Raw genomic sequence first — 14851 nt, 5'->3', positions numbered from 1 at the left:
AGGCGGGATATGGCTTCAAATCTCATAAATGCATCATTAACAAAGATTAACAGGGGAACTAATGACTGCCCTTGTTCCTTTCTGTATTTTCACCACTATGTTAATGAGCATACTTCTGGACCTGCAGAACCAGGCTTCCTTCGATACCTGGACTTCCCTCTTCCTGGTAGCCGCCCTACAAGGCTTCTTTTTGTCGCTGGTGCTCTTCCGGCACAAGAAGGGTAACCTGCTGGCCAATCATATTCTTTCTCTACTCATCGGTCTGTATTCCATCACACTCGTCTCCTATGTGATCTATTGGACGGGCTATTATAAAGTGTATACCTGGATGGATGGATGGACCGATTCATTCCCGCTCATCTTCGGTCCGCTTACTTATTTCTATGTCAAAGTGCTTGAAGATGGCACGCTGCCTCGGAATTATAAAAGACATTTTATCCCCGTCTGGCTTTCGCTGATCTATCTCGTTCCTGTATTGATCAAAAATACTTTCGGTAGTCCTGATTGGATCATGCCGCTTTTCGGGAATATGCGTCACTGGCTGTGGTTTTTCAGAACAGTCGTGGTCGCACAAAATATCAGCCTTATTACTTATGGAGTCATCCTGCTTCGCGATCTGAAAAAATATGCTCCTTCTGATTCATCAGATCAGGCAGAAGCCGTGAAAAAAAGCTGGCTAAAAAAAGTGATCCTCGCTTACAATGGTTTTGTGTGGGGCTACTTGTTGTATTGGGTTCTCGTGTGGACCGACATGATTCGTGTCGAATACGATTACACAATTTCTTTCGCGATCTCCGTATTCATTTACATGACCGGATATCTTGGTTTCCGGCAACCTGAAATTTTCAATGGTGTCGAACAACAGAAAAAAGAAGCGGAAGCAAAATATTCCAGATCCACTTTGAAACCGGAACAATTGATTCTGCTTAAAGAACGACTGATCCAATTGATGGAGGAAAAGAAGCCATTTCTTAACAGTGAGTTAAAAATTCAGCAACTCTCGGAAATGATGGGGATTTCTTCACATCAGCTTTCGCAATTGGTGAATGAACAACTAGGACTGAGTTATCCTGAATTCATTCATAAATACAGGATCAGAGAAGCGGAACGACTGCTCTCTGATCCGAATTATGCGGAAACGAAAATTCTCAGTATCGCTTTTGATGTCGGTTACAGTAACAAGGCAACATTCAACAGTGCTTTCAAAAAGTTAACGGGAATGTCGCCATTGGAATTTAAACGGGCGCAGTCGAGACAAACATTACGTGTTGTCCGCACCGGAACCGACCTTTTTTTATAAAAATGTGGTCTATACTTATAAGATAGTACCTGTTTTTTATAATTCAGGACTCTCTTTGCATGATCAGGGGAGATTTTTGTGCTCCAAATTCCTGAATCATGAAAAAACAATTCTTACCCCCGCTGCTTGTTTTTTGCCTGTTGAGTTTTTCTCTCCGGGCCGGACTGATTCAGGTCCCTGCTGATTATCCACAGATCCAATCGGCCATTCTGGCTTCCGCGAATGGCGATACGGTTGTGGTCGCCCCGGGAACGTATTATGAAAATATAAATTTCAGAGGAAAAAAAATTGTGCTTACAAGCCGGTTTTATGAATCTCTTGATACTGCATTTATACATTCTACTATCATTAATGGAAGTCAGCCCATTCATCCGGATACTGCTTCCTGTGTCATTTTTAATTCAGGTGAGGATTCCACAACAGTAATTCAGGGATTCACTCTGACCGGTGGAGCAGGAACTGTCTGGCTGGATATTCATGGTGCCGGAACATTTCGCGAAGGTGGAGGGATCATCACGGAGTTTTCTTCGCCTGTGATTCAGTACAACCTGATTCATGACAATATCGTAATGAATACTACCAACGTAAATTCTACCGGTGGTGGAGGAATTCGCTCCGGTGATGGAAATCCGACCATCCGGAATAATGTCATTTGTCACAACCAGGGAAAATATGGCGGTGGTATCGTTTTAAACTATTGCCAGGGAAGGGTAGAGAACAATCTGATCGCTTACAATTCAGGCGGACAATCCTACGGAGGTGGTGGTTTGTGGGGAACAGGAGTTGATTCAAATACTGTCGTGCATGTGATCAACAACACCATCGTGAACAATCAGGTAACAGGAACAGGTTCTTATGCAGGCAAAGGCGGAGGCATTTTTGTGTTCTCGATAAAATTTGATTTACAAAACAATATTGTCTGGGGAAATACACAGTCCGCCGGCGGTCCCATCAATACATATTTCGGTGGTGTTGTCAGAGCGAGTCATTGCGATATTGAAGGAGGTTATCCCGGTACATCCAATATCGATGTGAATCCGCTTTTCGCGAATACTTCTTCTTGGCTCTTGTCGATTGGTTCACCCTGTATTGATGCGGGTACTCCGGGTTCTGTTTTTTTCGATCCGGAATCTGAATCCATTGGTGTGGCGGAATTTCCTTCACTTGGATCATTGCAAAATGACATGGGTGTCTATGGCGGACCATTGGCGATGACTTTGCCTTCTTGTCCGGGTGTTGCAACAGGAATCTTATCGCCATCACAGAAAAATAATTTTTCAGTAGATGTATATCCCAATCCTGTGCACAAGGATCAGGTGATGATCAAAGCCAGTAGCAATACGGGGAAAGAAATCGTGTTGATAATGTATGATTATTCGGGAAGAGAAATTTTGCAAAAGAAATTTTCTTCAGAATCACTTAGCCAGGGCGAAATACTCAACCTGCAAGGCTATAGCAATGGGATATATACTATCCGTTATATGTGCGGCGATGTTCAGAAAGTGTTAAAGCTAATCATCGCAAGAAACTAAAGAGCAATGCCCACACTCACACGCACACTCACACTCACACTCACACTCACCCTCCTCTCCCTGCTTCTTTGCATCATGACAAAAGCTGAAATACCAGCCATGCAAAAAGACCTCATGGATTTCTGGCTGGGTGACTGGAATTGTGTCTGGGGTGATTCCGTTCAGGCGACAAATCATATTTCCCGGATTCTTGACAACAAAGTGATTGAAGAAAATTTTCACTACAGTGATGGAACCTTTATTGGTAAAAGCTGGAGCATGTTTGATTCGACAACATCGAAATGGAGACAAACCTGGGTGGATAATGCGGGAGCTTATCTCGTGTTCACCGGGAGAAAAGAAGGCGATACGGTGATTTTTGAAGGAGATGAAACTGTGACAAAAAACGGACAGAAGAATTACAGACGTATGATATTCTTTTCGATAAAAAAAGACAGTTTTGAGTGGGACTGGCAGAGCTCTACTGACCGACTCAACTGGAAATCGTTATGGCATATTTCATATACACGAAAATAAAATTCTCACATAAAAACTATTTCACCACTTATGAAACCAAACATCGACATGACGTATTTCGGAAATGAGGAAGCGCCCGTAGAACGCGGATTGAAACAATTGTATTTTATCCTTTGGACCATGGGGGAAAATTTTCCTGCACACAAAAGTTTTACAAATGCCGATTTGCAGCGCCATGAAAATTATATTCGACAGGCATACAAAGACGGACGTTTGTTGATGGCCGCTTTGTTTGAAAATGGCAGTGGCTTCATAACGTTGGTGGAAGCGGAGACTGAATATGAAATTCACAAATTCGTAAGGAGTAATCCCGATGTCGCAGAAAAACGGATCCAGGCAAGAATTAAATCCTGCAAACCTGTTTTCTGGAAAAGTTTTAATTGATTGTCTGAAGGATTTTCTGAAAAATTTAATTTAGGATTATAAAAAAAGCAAGGGTTCATTTTTTTTGAAATGAACCCTTGTCGCTTAGTATTCGTCTTAGTATTTTATTTTTTTTCGACTGAATTGATCTGAGAAATTTTGATAAAATGATATCCTCCCTTTTCAGCTCCCCAAACCTGTTCGTCTTTATCATTGTATCCGCGATCCCATGAAATTAATTCGTTAGCTGTGATGCTGACTTCAGAAGTAGCATAAGCTGCACCTTTGCGATCACTTGGGCATTTTTTACCATCGGTACCACCTGAGAATGAATCCTTGTCTTTCCTGGTCAGGTAAACGGAACATCCTTCTTTTTCGCTAAGACTGTCGGTGCTCAGTTTTTCAACATCTTCAGGTTTATGTGTAAAACGAAGCGGATTGCTGAGAGTGTAAACCACGCTTTCAAATTTGCCTTTATCGTTTTCTTTCAAGTGATAAACGCGTTGGCGATAAGGCTGGTCAATATAGCTTGCAACAGCCTGTTCCACATAAAACCAGAATCCGTCTTTTCGGTTGGTCCAGATGGGGATAATCTGGAGTCGGATGTCGAAATAATTCGCTGTATCTTTGAGGTGTTGCGCTTCACTCGAATAGGACCCGGACATCCATTGTGAAAGAGTTTTCAGTTCTTCGGATTGTGCATGGCTGTTTTGCGCGACAGAACAAAATAAAATGAATACAAGGATGCGGAATGTAGATTTCATACGCTTATTTTGTAGGCAAAATAGAAATTATTCCTGAAGCATGAATACGTGAGATTGAAATTTAATTGTGGGAGTTTTAGATCATTAATTTTTGAATAATATGTCTATGCATAACTTAAATCGTTTGATATTTTTTCTGGTTGTATTTTTCAGCATATCCATGTTGCCATCTGCCTTGTGCCAAAGTGTACGCTGGTCCCAACCCATGGCTGATAACAGTAAATACGGCTACCTGAAAATTATTGGTTCTGATGGAGATGGTTTTTATGTTTTGCGCAGCAATCTCTCGCTGAGCTCAACAAAGGATAGGTCCGGATTTAAGAGCAGGAAATACCTTTTGCAATATTACGGGATGGAATTGAATCTGCATTGGGAACAAGAACTGACAGCTCCCGCAGAAGGTGGTAAAATCGCCGACGTTCAGGTGATGGATGATAAAGTGATCGTTTTGTTTTACACGCGTGATAAAGCGAGTAAGAAATTCAATTTCTATGTTCAGTTTATAAATGCTTCAGGTAAATGGCAGGATCAGGCTGTATTGCTTGATGATTTTTCAGCGGATGAATTTGATGAAGAAAATAAACCGGGAATAATGCTGTCACATGATCAGACAAAATTCGCCATGTCCTATCGTAAATTTCAGAAAGATCAGGAAGTGCAGGCCTTCATGGTTGTGGTCGCGGATAATACACTTCGTATTTTGTACCGTAAGGAAATACAGGTGCCTCTCGCGATCCGGTATTTTGTACCGGTGACAGCGGTCTTGTCTGACTCCGGAAATTATTTTGTTCTGGGAATAAAATATACCACTGATAAAAAAGTGAAAGCGCCGGGAGAAAGTTATTACCAACTAGTAGGATATAATCTGAAAGAAGATCGTGTGATTGATAAAGAAGTAAAGATCCAGGATAAATTCCTGACCGATGTGGCAATTTCAAGTGATAACTTCAATCACAAAATTGTTGTGGCCGGATTTTATTCGGATAAAACCACTTATTCTACGGCAGGTATATTTTCCTGTTCTTTTGAAGAAGATAGTCTGAAAGATCAGCAGGTGACGAATTCGCCGTTCCCTGCCGCGTTTCTTCAGAAGTTTGTAGGTGACAGAAAGGAAAATAAAAATAAGGAGCTCGTCAATTATTCCATCGACCGACTGGTTTTAAGAAAGGATGGAGGAGCCGCAGTTGTGGCTGAATCCTATTATGAAACATCGAGGACCTATTGGGATTATTATACGCAAACGGTTACCAGTCACTATTATTACCACTTCGGGAACATCATGATTCTTTCCGTCAACCCGGATGGAAATATTCTTTGGAGTACTGTGTTTAGTAAAGATCAGAATTCTACGGATGATGCCGGGTATTATTCATCTTACGCTTCCGCGATTTCAGGAGGAAAAATAATCACGATCTATAACAAGTATGCGGACGAAGAGTCTTCCGTATTGTATTCAACTGTCGATGGACAAGGGAACCAGAAAACGGATGTTCTGTTCAATGAAATCGAAAAGGTGAGTATTGTTGCCAGATCGGCACGACAAATAGATGAAGAGACGATCGTACTGCCGGCTTACAAGGAAAATAAATTTTACATGGTCAGCATCACACTTTGATGCAAAACAAAAAAACTGCTCTTACAGGAGCAGTTTTTTATTTTATCCTAAGTGGTACCCTTAGGATTGTTTTTTCAGATTTAATTTCTGTCCGGGCTGGAGTTGCTGACCTTCGCTCAGGTTGTTGTATTTGTAAAGATATTTTATTTTGATGCCCATCACCTGGGAGATATAGTACACCGTGTCGCCTTCTTTAACAGTATAATTAGTGCGTTCACCTTCTTTTTTCTTTGGTTTCAGGAAAACGATCTGTCCTTCAACCAGCGGAACATCATCTGAGAGTTCATTGTACTTAGGAAGTTGCCAGTAACCCAGTTCAAATTCTTTCGCGATGCTTTTGAAAGTATCACCACGGCGTGCAACAATGTAATCAACTCCATTCACCTGTTTAACACGACGGGAAGTGTAAGGATCCACCGCGTCTACACTTGGAACAAAAATACGTTTGGGCTCCGCGACAGGTTTTTCTTCAGGAATAGAGATGAAGTTGTTGGTGCTTGCATATTCCGGAGGAGATTGTCCCTGGTCGAGCAGATACAGTTGATTGTCTTCAATAATTTTTATCAGACGATCCGCATACGTTGGATCGGTCGCGTAACCTGCTTTTTTCAATCCTTTTGCCCATCCTTTGTAATCGGTAATGTCAAGTTGAAAGAGAGAAGAATAACGCGGTCTTGTTTTCAAAAAGTTGGAGTGGTCATCGTATGATTCAAGAACGCTGCTGTATTTACGGAAGCATTCATCTCTTTTGTCATCATCCTGGATATAGGAAGGTCCTGTCCATTCGGCGCACTTGATACCGAAATGATTATTGGCTTCAAGCGCGAGGGGAGAATTTCCATCATTCGATTCCAGGAGAGCCTGCGCCATAGTGATGCAGGCAGGAACACCTGTTTTTTGCATATCACGAATCGCATCGTCTTTATACAGAGCGATGTATTCGCTTCTCGACATGCGCCGGTTGTCTCCGGCGAAGGAGGAGACTGCAAAGAATAAGCTCAGCAATAAGAGGGATGTTTGTTTCATTGGTATTACAACGGTTTTGTTGACGACAAATTGAATTCCGAACCTAAACGGTAAGGTTTTGTTCATTTTATACCTGAAATGTGCTTAAATGGATACAGCAGAATATAAAATCCGTATCATTTATTTTCTTCATTAAAAATTACTCCTGATTATTAGAAAAAATTCTTCCAAAAATGTAACATTTTTCATTTACACATTAAATGATTTAAATTTCTAATGAAGAATGGTCAGCATTCTTTTGTAAAATCGTAAAGACCGCCGCTGTGTACAGCTGTGATTACCGAACCCTTTTTAAAATATCCCTGCCTGATCAATTGTGTGAGTGCGAAAAATAATTTACCGGTGTAAACGGGTTCTATCGGGACATGTGTTTCCCTGCTGAAGTCATGACAGAAATTGATTAGCTCGGTACTGAATTTTGCATAACCTCCGAAACTGTAACCAAAGTGCAGTTCAAAATTTTCAGGGTTTACATTCCATTGCATGACATCCTTATGCATAAAGGACTCCGCTTTCAGAACCGGTATTCCCAATGCTTTTTGATTATGTTTCAATCCTCTTGCAATGCCTGCCAGTGTTGCTCCCGTGCCGCATGCGCAACAGATATAATCCGTATGAATTGGAATCGCGGAAGGAATTTCTTCGCAGCCTTTTACTGCCGCTGCATTTGATCCGCCTTCGGGGAGGTGAAAAATATTTTTATTTTGAAGAATTGATGGAAAAAATATCCTCAAATTGTTTTCAATGTGGGATAAAAATTCAGGGTCCTTGCGTTTGCGATACTCTTCACGGGAAATGTAATACAAATTCATACCGCATTTTTGTGCAAAACGTAAGGCATCATTCATCACACCTTCCTCACCACGCACAATGCCTATTGTTTCAAAGCCATAAATTTTTCCCGCTGCTGCGGAGGCAATGAGGTGGTTGGACCAGGCGCCACCAAAGGTGACCATAACAGTATTAGGCTCTTTGAGTATATCAGGGATATTGTATTTTAATTTTCTCCATTTATTTCCGCTAAGAAATGGATGAATGAGATCATCCCGCAGAACAAAAAGCCTGATACCGCTGTTATGAAGGGGAGAAAACTGAATTTCTTCGATTTTGGAGACCGGATCGCTGTTCAACACGGTGCAAAACTACAATTTGTGCTTCCATTCCGAATCGGTAAATTTGACACCTGAATGATAATATTCTATTGATAATCAGGGGCTCCGAAGTGATTCACTGATTTTCATCTGATCCTATTGCCGAATATGGCCCATCACGAGAAATTTGAGAAAGAGGATTTTTACTTATCACCTGAAGGCTATATTATCTTTACAGAGAAATATCATCTGAAAAGAGGATATTGTTGTCAGAGCGGATGCCGTCATTGTCCTTGGAAATACAATGAATCTTTGAAAAAGAAATACAAAAGAGATTGAACATGATACCATCAACAACACTTCATGAGAAGCTGGATTTGTCAAAAACCAAGACGCCAACAGGTACAACTATTTCCTGCAAAGGCTGGATTCAGGAAGCTGCCTTACGCATGCTTCATAACAACCTGGATCCGGATGTAGCGGAACGCCCGGAGGATCTGATTGTTTATGGTGGCAGAGGGAAGGCTGCCAGAAATGTAGAATCGTTTCACCTCATTGTGAAAGCACTGCGTGATCTGAATGAAGATGAAACTTTGCTGGTGCAGAGTGGAAAGCCGGTTGGGATTTTACCGACACACAAAGATGCTCCGCGTGTCATCATCAGCAATTCTCAGTTGGTTCCGCATTGGGCGACCTGGGAAGTATTCGATGAGCTGGAAAAGAAAGGTCTGATCATGTATGGTCAGATGACAGCAGGTTCCTGGATATACATCGGCTCACAGGGCATCGTACAGGGTACTTACGAAACATTCAACGCGCTTGCGGATAAACATTTTAACGGAAGCCTCAAAGGCAAGCTCTGTGTAACAGCAGGGCTTGGCGGAATGGGCGGAGCTCAGCCACTTGCTATCACCATGGCAGATGGTGTTTGTCTTGCCGCGGAAGTGGAAGAATGGCGCGCGCAAAAGCGTGTGGAGACACGTTATCTTGATTTTATCGAACATGATATAGATAAGGCGATTGATCTCGCACTTTCGTTTAAGAAGAGTGGCGAAAATAAATCCATTGGTGTTATCTGCACCGCGGTAAAATTGCTGCGTCGTTTGAAAGAGCGCGGTGTAATTCCGGATGCACTTACAGATCAGACTTCCGCGCACGATCCGCTTGTGGGTTATTTGCCGGAAGGTCTCAGCAATGAAGAAGCAAATGTGCTGAGAGAATCCAATCCTGCACGTTATCTTGAAATGGCTTATGATTCCATGGCGGAACATGTGCGTTTGATGCTCGAATTACAGGCGAAGGGAGCGATTACGTTTGATTACGGCAATAATCTCCGCGGACGCGCACTCGAACACGGCGTGAAAAACGCTTTTGATTTTCCCGGTTTTGTTCCTGCTTATATTCGTCCATTGTTTTGCGAAGGAAAGGGACCTTTCCGTTGGGCAGCTTTGAGCGGAGATCCACAGGATATTTACGAGACGGATAAAGTTATTCTCGAGCTCTTCCCTGAAAACAAATCTCTCCACCGCTGGATAAAAATGGCGCAGGAAAGAATCGCCTTCCAGGGTTTGCCTGCACGAATTTGTTGGCTCGGTATGGGCGATCGTGAAAAGGCAGGACTGGCTTTTAACGAGCTCGTGAAATCAGGCAAGGTGAAGGCGCCGATTGTGATTGGTCGTGATCACCTCGATACAGGTAGTGTGGCTTCACCCAACAGGGAAACCGAAGCCATGAAAGATGGCAGTGACGCGATTGCAGACTGGCCTGTATTGAACGCGCTGATCAACACAGCCGGTGGTGCCAGCTGGGTGTCATTGCATCATGGAGGAGGCGTTGGAATGGGTTATAGCATCCATTCCGGCATGGTCATCGTCGCGGATGGTACAGATGATGCAAAGAGAAGGATCAAACGTGTACTCAATAACGACCCTGCAATGGGTGTCATTCGTCATGCGGATGCCGGCTATGACATTGCTCTGGATACGGCACGGAAGTTCAATTTAGACCTGAAAGCAAGGCTCAAATAATTTTGGTCCGGTAATTGACTAGTTTAAGCTTAAATGCTTCTCATGAGAAAAATAAAATTGCTTTCGGCAATGGTGATAGTGAGTTCTTTGTTGGTATTGTATTCCTGCGAGAAGAATTCCACCGAAAATGGTCCTACAACCACTGATCGGGAAAAATTTCTGGGTGACTGGCAGGGATCTTCAACAGGATCTTCAGGGAATTCACTCAACTGGAACATGACAATTTCCGCAAGTAACAGTGCGCCGGACCAAATCCTAATGTATAATTTTGATGCGTATACGATGGTTGTTGCTACTGTCACTGGTAATTCGATAACAATCCCCGGAGCTCCTTTGAATGTATTTGCGGGCGATACAGTTACCGGTTCAGGTACATACAATAACAACAATACACTTTCATTTAATTTTACCATCAAGGATGGTCAAATACCTGACTATAGAACCGGCAGCGCGCATAAATAAATTTTCTTCAATAAGAATAAATAAAATAGGGAACCGAATGGCTCCCTTTTTTTATTTGAAAAATTTTTGGAGTGGATCAGGAAAGTTCAGCCAGGATTGTTTCTCCGCCTGTTACCTTTTGATCCATATTCACTTTGATCTTTGCATTGAGTGGAAGGAAGACATCCACTCGAGAGCCGAATTTGATGAAGCCCATTTCTTCTCCCTGTTTTACCATCCAGCCTTGTTGCGGGTAGCAGACAATACGTCGTGCAAGAGCTCCTGCAATTTGTCTGAGAAGAATTTGTGTTTTGGAACTGGTCTCGATCACAACTGTAGTTCTTTCATTCTCCGTGGAAGATTTTGGATGCCATGCGACGAGATACAAGCCGGGATGATATTTACAAAAAGTAACTTGTCCGCTCACCGGATAACGATTCACATGCACATTGAACGGCGACATAAAAATAGAAACCTGGATCCTTTTGTCTTTCAGGTATTCTCCTTCAGTAGTTTCTTCAATCACCACCACTTTACCATCCGCAGGACAGATGACATAGTTTTCGTTCTTTACGATGTTGCGGGAAGGATGTCTGAAAAATTGAAGGATGATGAGAAAAAGAATAATGGAGCCAATGAGGATTCCCAGGCGGAGCATGGGGAAATTACTGAGGAACTGGTCCCCGAGAATGTGTAATCCTGCCAGTACGAGGATTGTGATGGCAAGGGATGCATAGCCTTCTTTGTGAATCGTCATGGATTTAGTATTGTGAGATGCTTTTGATCAGAATTCAGGAGCGAATATAGGATTTGTAGGTGAAGCGTGATGCTTTTTGAAAAGGGGATTTCAACATCTTTTTAGAGTTATCTAAAACAAAAACGGAGAAGCCCTGAAGCTTCTCCGTTTTTTAAGCCGGAATCAATAGTTTCCGCGTGATTTTAAGGCGACAGACACCTTTTCCAGTGCAAAAATGTAAGCCGCTATACGCATGGATACTTTGTGTTTTTGTGAAATTGCCCAAACATTTTCAAAGGCTCTGATCATGGAACGGTCGGCACGTTTGTGAATTTCTTCTACAGGATAATAATATCCGAAACGGTTTTGTGTCCATTCAAAATAAGAAACGGTTACGCCGCCACCATTTGCGAGGATATCCGGGATCACGACAATTCCTTTTTGAGTAAGAATTTCATCTGCCCCCGCGGTGATCGGGCCGTTGGCACCTTCGACGATGAGTTGTGCTTTGATATCATTCGCATTTGCACGACGGATCTGATTTTCCAGCGCACAAGGGGCGAGGATGTTTACATCAAGTGTGAGTAATTCCTCGTTCGGAATTAATTTTCCACCGGGAAAGCCCTTGAGGACTCCGTTGTTCAAAGTACGGTAAGCAATGGCATCCGCGATGTTGATTCCTTCTGCATTGTAGAATGCTCCGGTATGATCACTGATTGCGACAATTTTTATGCCCGCTTCTTCCATGTATTTGGCGGTGATGGAACCTACATTTCCAAAGCCCTGTACAGCGGCAGTGGATTTTTTCGGGTCCATCTTAATTTTTTTCATTGCTTCCAGAGCGGCTGTATTTACACCACGACCGGTTGCTTCAACACGTCCTTCAGAACCGCCAAGGTGAATTGGTTTTCCTGTAACCACGCCGGGAGTAAATGCGCCTTTGATTTTTGAATATTCATCAACGATCCATGCCATTTCACGAGGGCCGGTAGCTACATCCGGAGCAGGAATATCTTTGTCAACACCAAAGACATCACTCATGGCAGCAGTATAGGCACGTGTGAGTCGCTCGAGTTCGCCTTCGGATAATTTGGAAGGGTCAACGGTAATACCGCCTTTCGCACCGCCATATGGAATATCAGCGATGGCGCATTTCCACGTCATCCATGCAGCAAGAGCTTTTACTTCATCGAGGTTTACTTCAAGGGAATAACGTATTCCACCTTTTGAAGGACCACGACTCGCGTTGTGCACGATACGATAACCTTCGAAAACTTTTACTTTTCCATCGTCCATTTTTACCGGCAGACTGACCAGATATTGGCGATGTGGGGTTTTGAGAACATTGTAAGTGTCATCATCAAGACCCATAATTTTTGCAGCGACATCAAAGCGCTGTATCATGGAGTCGTAGGGGTTGTTGGTGTCTTTTGAAGCCAGACCGGCATTTGTTAATTCTTTGGATTCCGCAGTAATCATGGTTTTTATTTGAGGGCGGCAAAGGTAGGCTTTTAAGAAGTAGCAGGGACTTTTGATTTATCCTGAAATGAAGTCCAATTTTCAAATATCCTCAATACCCTTAATACCATTGCTTTAGGGGTTGGTCCGAAGAGAAAAAAAATTCAGGAAAAATGCAGATACGTCTCTCTGGGGCAAAAACAGATTTTATAGATGTCTGTTTAACACCTCCTGAAAGATCAGCTCAGGAAAAAATCATCAGCATATAGAAGAATACGAATGGCGCCGAAATGAAAAGCCCATCGAAACGATCCAGCACACCACCATGACCTGGAAGAAGGGAGGAAGAATCTTTGGTATGAACACTTCTTTTGAAAAGAGATTCAACGAGATCACCAAGAGTTCCCGTAAGGATAATGATCCCGGCAATAAAATACCAGTTCACAACATCAATGTTTGTAAAATAGTGTGAGATAATCGAAGCAACGATAGCAGTCAAAACGATTCCGCCGAAAACTCCTTCCCAGGTTTTTTTTGGTGAGATCCTTTCGAACAATTTTGTTTTACCAAGCCATCTTCCTGCCAGGTAAGCGCCGGTATCATTTGCCCACAGGAGGAGAAAGTAGCCGACGATATTTGTTCCATGATAAGTGCCTTGTTCAAGTCCCTGGAATGAAAACAGATAGAACATAAACACAGAAGCAGAAATATAAATCGGGCCAAGAAGTGTGTAAGCAATGTTGGTGAATGGCTTTTCAGCTTTCGTATACAGTTCCCTGATAAAAATAAAATAAGGAAGGATAAGCAACAAGGGAAGAAAATTCAGTTCAATTTTCAGCGCGCTGTTGAGCAGTGGAGAAAGAAATGGGACCAGTCCCAGTAAAATTCCAAACATTGCCTGTGGTTGGATTCCCTCACCTTTACTCAGTGAATAAAACTCCCTTAATCCCAATGTGACCATCAGTACCAACAAAAGTAAAAAAGTCCACTCACTGTAAAGGATGCTGAAAATCACCACGGCTGCGCCGATGAGTGCGGTAAAAAGACGTTGAAGGAAGTTGCTCACAGTTGATGTTGTTCGATTATTGAACGCGCAAGAATAGCATTTTCTCCGGGGACATACAATTCGACTTCGCCAATTGTTACGTAGCTGGAGTCGCGTTTGTCTACCGCGACAGATTCTATTCCTTCGTCACGCAACACAGCCTGCACAATTTCAGCCAGGTGCATTTTATCGCTGCTGTAAATACATTCCCATCCGTTTTCCATAGAGCAAAATCATTCAGTAGCGCTGTCGTCCACCAGAAAAACCATAATGTCACGCGGACCATGGGCCGGTGTAACCAATGTTTTTTCAATATCAGCGGTACGACTCGGGCCGGTAAGGGAAGCGATCATGGAAGGTGTTTGATCGCCATATTTACTTCGGATCAGCTGAAGAGCGTCTTTTAATTCAGGTACAAGTTGAGAAGTGTATGCGAGAACAACATGCGTTGTTGGTACAACAAATAATTGTCGGCCCGACCCGAGTTTGGAGGAAATGATTACTGATCCAAGTCTTGCAACCAATGCTTCGCAACTGGTCACGGAGACCATTCCCTCGGGATAATCGACACTATTTTTCAGATAAGGAAATTCAACCTGATCCATCAGATCCGTGATTTTTTGTTCACGGCAATGGATTAATTTCCACCCGCGTTCTTCTGCAAGGCCGACAAGGTGTTCTAAAAATTCAAGTTCATTTTCACAAAAGACAAACTGACCGCCAATTTTAGTAAATGATTTCGCGAATTGTTCCTCCAGACTTTCATCTGAAGTGACATAAATATTTTTGTCCCAATCAATATTCGGAAAACGTTGATTCGTTTTGTGAATCAATGCCTGGCGGATTTTCTTTAGTATTTTCTCCCGCGTTGTACTGTCCTGCATACGTAAGGGTCAATTTTTTGCTAAAATTATCTACCCGGTCAAATCGTTCATAT

The 14851-nt window shown here is 42.5% G+C and carries 16 protein-coding genes; 8 read left to right on the top strand and 8 right to left on the bottom strand.

The window, feature by feature from the left end:
* The first annotated feature begins 103 nt into the window (after positions 1–103).
* The 4 genes from IPP86_05110 to IPP86_05095 all read left to right on the top strand — a co-directional run bounded on the left by IPP86_05110 (position 104) and on the right by IPP86_05095 (position 3732).
* Positions 104–1300: a helix-turn-helix transcriptional regulator gene (locus IPP86_05110; GenBank protein ID MBL0137897.1), complete on the top strand. Its 1197-nt coding sequence runs from the start codon at positions 104–106 to the stop codon at positions 1298–1300.
* 98 nt (positions 1301–1398) lie between these two features.
* A complete protein-coding gene (locus IPP86_05105; GenBank protein ID MBL0137896.1) occupies positions 1399–2832 on the top strand; it encodes a T9SS type A sorting domain-containing protein in 1434 nt (477 codons plus the stop codon).
* A 6-nt stretch (positions 2833–2838) separates the two neighbouring features.
* The gene (locus tag IPP86_05100; protein ID MBL0137895.1) at positions 2839–3348 is read left to right on the top strand and encodes a hypothetical protein; all 510 of its coding nucleotides are present in this window, start codon (positions 2839–2841) and stop codon (positions 3346–3348) included.
* A 30-nt stretch (positions 3349–3378) separates the two neighbouring features.
* On the top strand, positions 3379–3732 hold the full coding sequence (locus IPP86_05095; GenBank protein MBL0137894.1) for a hypothetical protein: 354 nt from the start codon (positions 3379–3381) through the stop codon (positions 3730–3732).
* Between the two features lie 104 nt (positions 3733–3836).
* Here IPP86_05095 and IPP86_05090 read toward each other — a convergent pair whose 3' ends face one another.
* Complete coding sequence (locus tag IPP86_05090; protein ID MBL0137893.1) at positions 3837–4475, bottom strand: chromophore lyase CpcT/CpeT; 639 nt, start codon at positions 4473–4475, stop codon at positions 3837–3839.
* A gap of 106 nt (positions 4476–4581) precedes the next feature.
* Between IPP86_05090 and IPP86_05085 the strand changes: the two genes are divergently transcribed.
* Positions 4582–6090 carry a hypothetical protein gene (locus IPP86_05085; protein ID MBL0137892.1) on the top strand — a complete coding sequence of 503 codons (1509 nt, stop codon included), beginning with the start codon at positions 4582–4584 and terminating at the stop codon, positions 6088–6090.
* A gap of 60 nt (positions 6091–6150) precedes the next feature.
* Here the strand turns inward: IPP86_05085 and IPP86_05080 are convergent, their stop codons facing one another.
* Positions 6151–7116: a glucosaminidase domain-containing protein gene (locus tag IPP86_05080; GenBank protein ID MBL0137891.1), complete on the bottom strand. Its 966-nt coding sequence runs from the start codon at positions 7114–7116 to the stop codon at positions 6151–6153.
* Between the two features lie 227 nt (positions 7117–7343).
* On the bottom strand, positions 7344–8222 hold the full coding sequence (locus tag IPP86_05075) for a 1-aminocyclopropane-1-carboxylate deaminase/D-cysteine desulfhydrase (protein MBL0137890.1): 879 nt from the start codon (positions 8220–8222) through the stop codon (positions 7344–7346).
* 153 nt (positions 8223–8375) lie between these two features.
* Here IPP86_05075 and IPP86_05070 point away from each other — a divergent pair, with 153 nt between their 5' ends.
* Genes IPP86_05070 through IPP86_05060 form a run of 3 tightly spaced genes read left to right on the top strand, consistent with a single transcriptional unit; the run spans position 8376 to position 10696 of the window.
* A complete protein-coding gene (locus IPP86_05070) occupies positions 8376–8546 on the top strand; it encodes a hypothetical protein (GenBank protein MBL0137889.1) in 171 nt (56 codons plus the stop codon).
* A 2-nt stretch (positions 8547–8548) separates the two neighbouring features.
* Positions 8549–10234, top strand: coding sequence for a urocanate hydratase (gene hutU, locus IPP86_05065; GenBank protein MBL0137888.1), 1686 nt, complete (start codon positions 8549–8551; stop codon positions 10232–10234).
* 42 nt (positions 10235–10276) lie between these two features.
* Positions 10277–10696, top strand: coding sequence for a hypothetical protein (locus tag IPP86_05060; protein MBL0137887.1), 420 nt, complete (start codon positions 10277–10279; stop codon positions 10694–10696).
* 76 nt (positions 10697–10772) lie between these two features.
* Here the strand turns inward: IPP86_05060 and IPP86_05055 are convergent, their stop codons facing one another.
* From IPP86_05055 to IPP86_05035, 5 genes are all read right to left on the bottom strand, one after another.
* A complete protein-coding gene (locus IPP86_05055) occupies positions 10773–11432 on the bottom strand; it encodes a phosphatidylserine decarboxylase family protein (protein MBL0137886.1) in 660 nt (219 codons plus the stop codon).
* 162 nt (positions 11433–11594) lie between these two features.
* Positions 11595–12890: a Glu/Leu/Phe/Val dehydrogenase gene (locus tag IPP86_05050; protein ID MBL0137885.1), complete on the bottom strand. Its 1296-nt coding sequence runs from the start codon at positions 12888–12890 to the stop codon at positions 11595–11597.
* Positions 12891–13113: 223 nt separating this feature from the next.
* On the bottom strand, positions 13114–13935 hold the full coding sequence (locus tag IPP86_05045; protein MBL0137884.1) for a phosphatidate cytidylyltransferase: 822 nt from the start codon (positions 13933–13935) through the stop codon (positions 13114–13116).
* On the bottom strand, positions 13932–14138 hold the full coding sequence (locus IPP86_05040; protein ID MBL0137883.1) for a DUF2007 domain-containing protein: 207 nt from the start codon (positions 14136–14138) through the stop codon (positions 13932–13934). Before IPP86_05040 ends, IPP86_05045 begins: the two co-directional genes overlap by 4 nt.
* Before the next feature lie 9 nt (positions 14139–14147).
* Positions 14148–14798, bottom strand: a complete 651-nt coding sequence (locus IPP86_05035) for an LUD domain-containing protein (GenBank protein ID MBL0137882.1) — start codon at positions 14796–14798, stop codon at positions 14148–14150.
* Between the last annotated feature and the right edge of the window lie 53 nt (positions 14799–14851).

This window comes from Bacteroidota bacterium, assembly GCA_016720935.1.
Classification (GTDB): Bacteria; Bacteroidota; Bacteroidia; order AKYH767-A; family 2013-40CM-41-45; genus JADKJP01.
The sequence above is the reverse complement of the archived record's forward strand: the minus strand, read 5'-3'. Positions and strand labels throughout refer to the sequence as shown.

Bases quoted from the DNA above. Each gene is read 5' to 3' on its own strand.
- IPP86_05110 (MBL0137897.1), top strand. From the start codon at position 104: ATGAGCATACTTCTGGACCTGCAGAACCAGGCTTCCTTCGATACCTGG.
- IPP86_05105 (MBL0137896.1), top strand. From the start codon at position 1,399: ATGAAAAAACAATTCTTACCCCCGCTGCTTGTTTTTTGCCTGTTGAGT.
- IPP86_05100 (MBL0137895.1), top strand. From the start codon at position 2,839: ATGCCCACACTCACACGCACACTCACACTCACACTCACACTCACCCTC.
- IPP86_05095 (MBL0137894.1), top strand. From the start codon at position 3,379: ATGAAACCAAACATCGACATGACGTATTTCGGAAATGAGGAAGCGCCC.
- IPP86_05090 (MBL0137893.1), bottom strand. From the start codon at position 4,475: ATGAAATCTACATTCCGCATCCTTGTATTCATTTTATTTTGTTCTGTC.
- IPP86_05085 (MBL0137892.1), top strand. From the start codon at position 4,582: ATGCATAACTTAAATCGTTTGATATTTTTTCTGGTTGTATTTTTCAGC.
- IPP86_05080 (MBL0137891.1), bottom strand. From the start codon at position 7,116: ATGAAACAAACATCCCTCTTATTGCTGAGCTTATTCTTTGCAGTCTCC.
- IPP86_05070 (MBL0137889.1), top strand. From the start codon at position 8,376: ATGGCCCATCACGAGAAATTTGAGAAAGAGGATTTTTACTTATCACCT.
- hutU (MBL0137888.1), top strand. From the start codon at position 8,549: ATGATACCATCAACAACACTTCATGAGAAGCTGGATTTGTCAAAAACC.
- IPP86_05060 (MBL0137887.1), top strand. From the start codon at position 10,277: ATGAGAAAAATAAAATTGCTTTCGGCAATGGTGATAGTGAGTTCTTTG.
- IPP86_05055 (MBL0137886.1), bottom strand. From the start codon at position 11,432: ATGACGATTCACAAAGAAGGCTATGCATCCCTTGCCATCACAATCCTC.
- IPP86_05050 (MBL0137885.1), bottom strand. From the start codon at position 12,890: ATGATTACTGCGGAATCCAAAGAATTAACAAATGCCGGTCTGGCTTCA.
- IPP86_05040 (MBL0137883.1), bottom strand. From the start codon at position 14,138: ATGGAAAACGGATGGGAATGTATTTACAGCAGCGATAAAATGCACCTG.
- IPP86_05035 (MBL0137882.1), bottom strand. From the start codon at position 14,798: ATGCAGGACAGTACAACGCGGGAGAAAATACTAAAGAAAATCCGCCAG.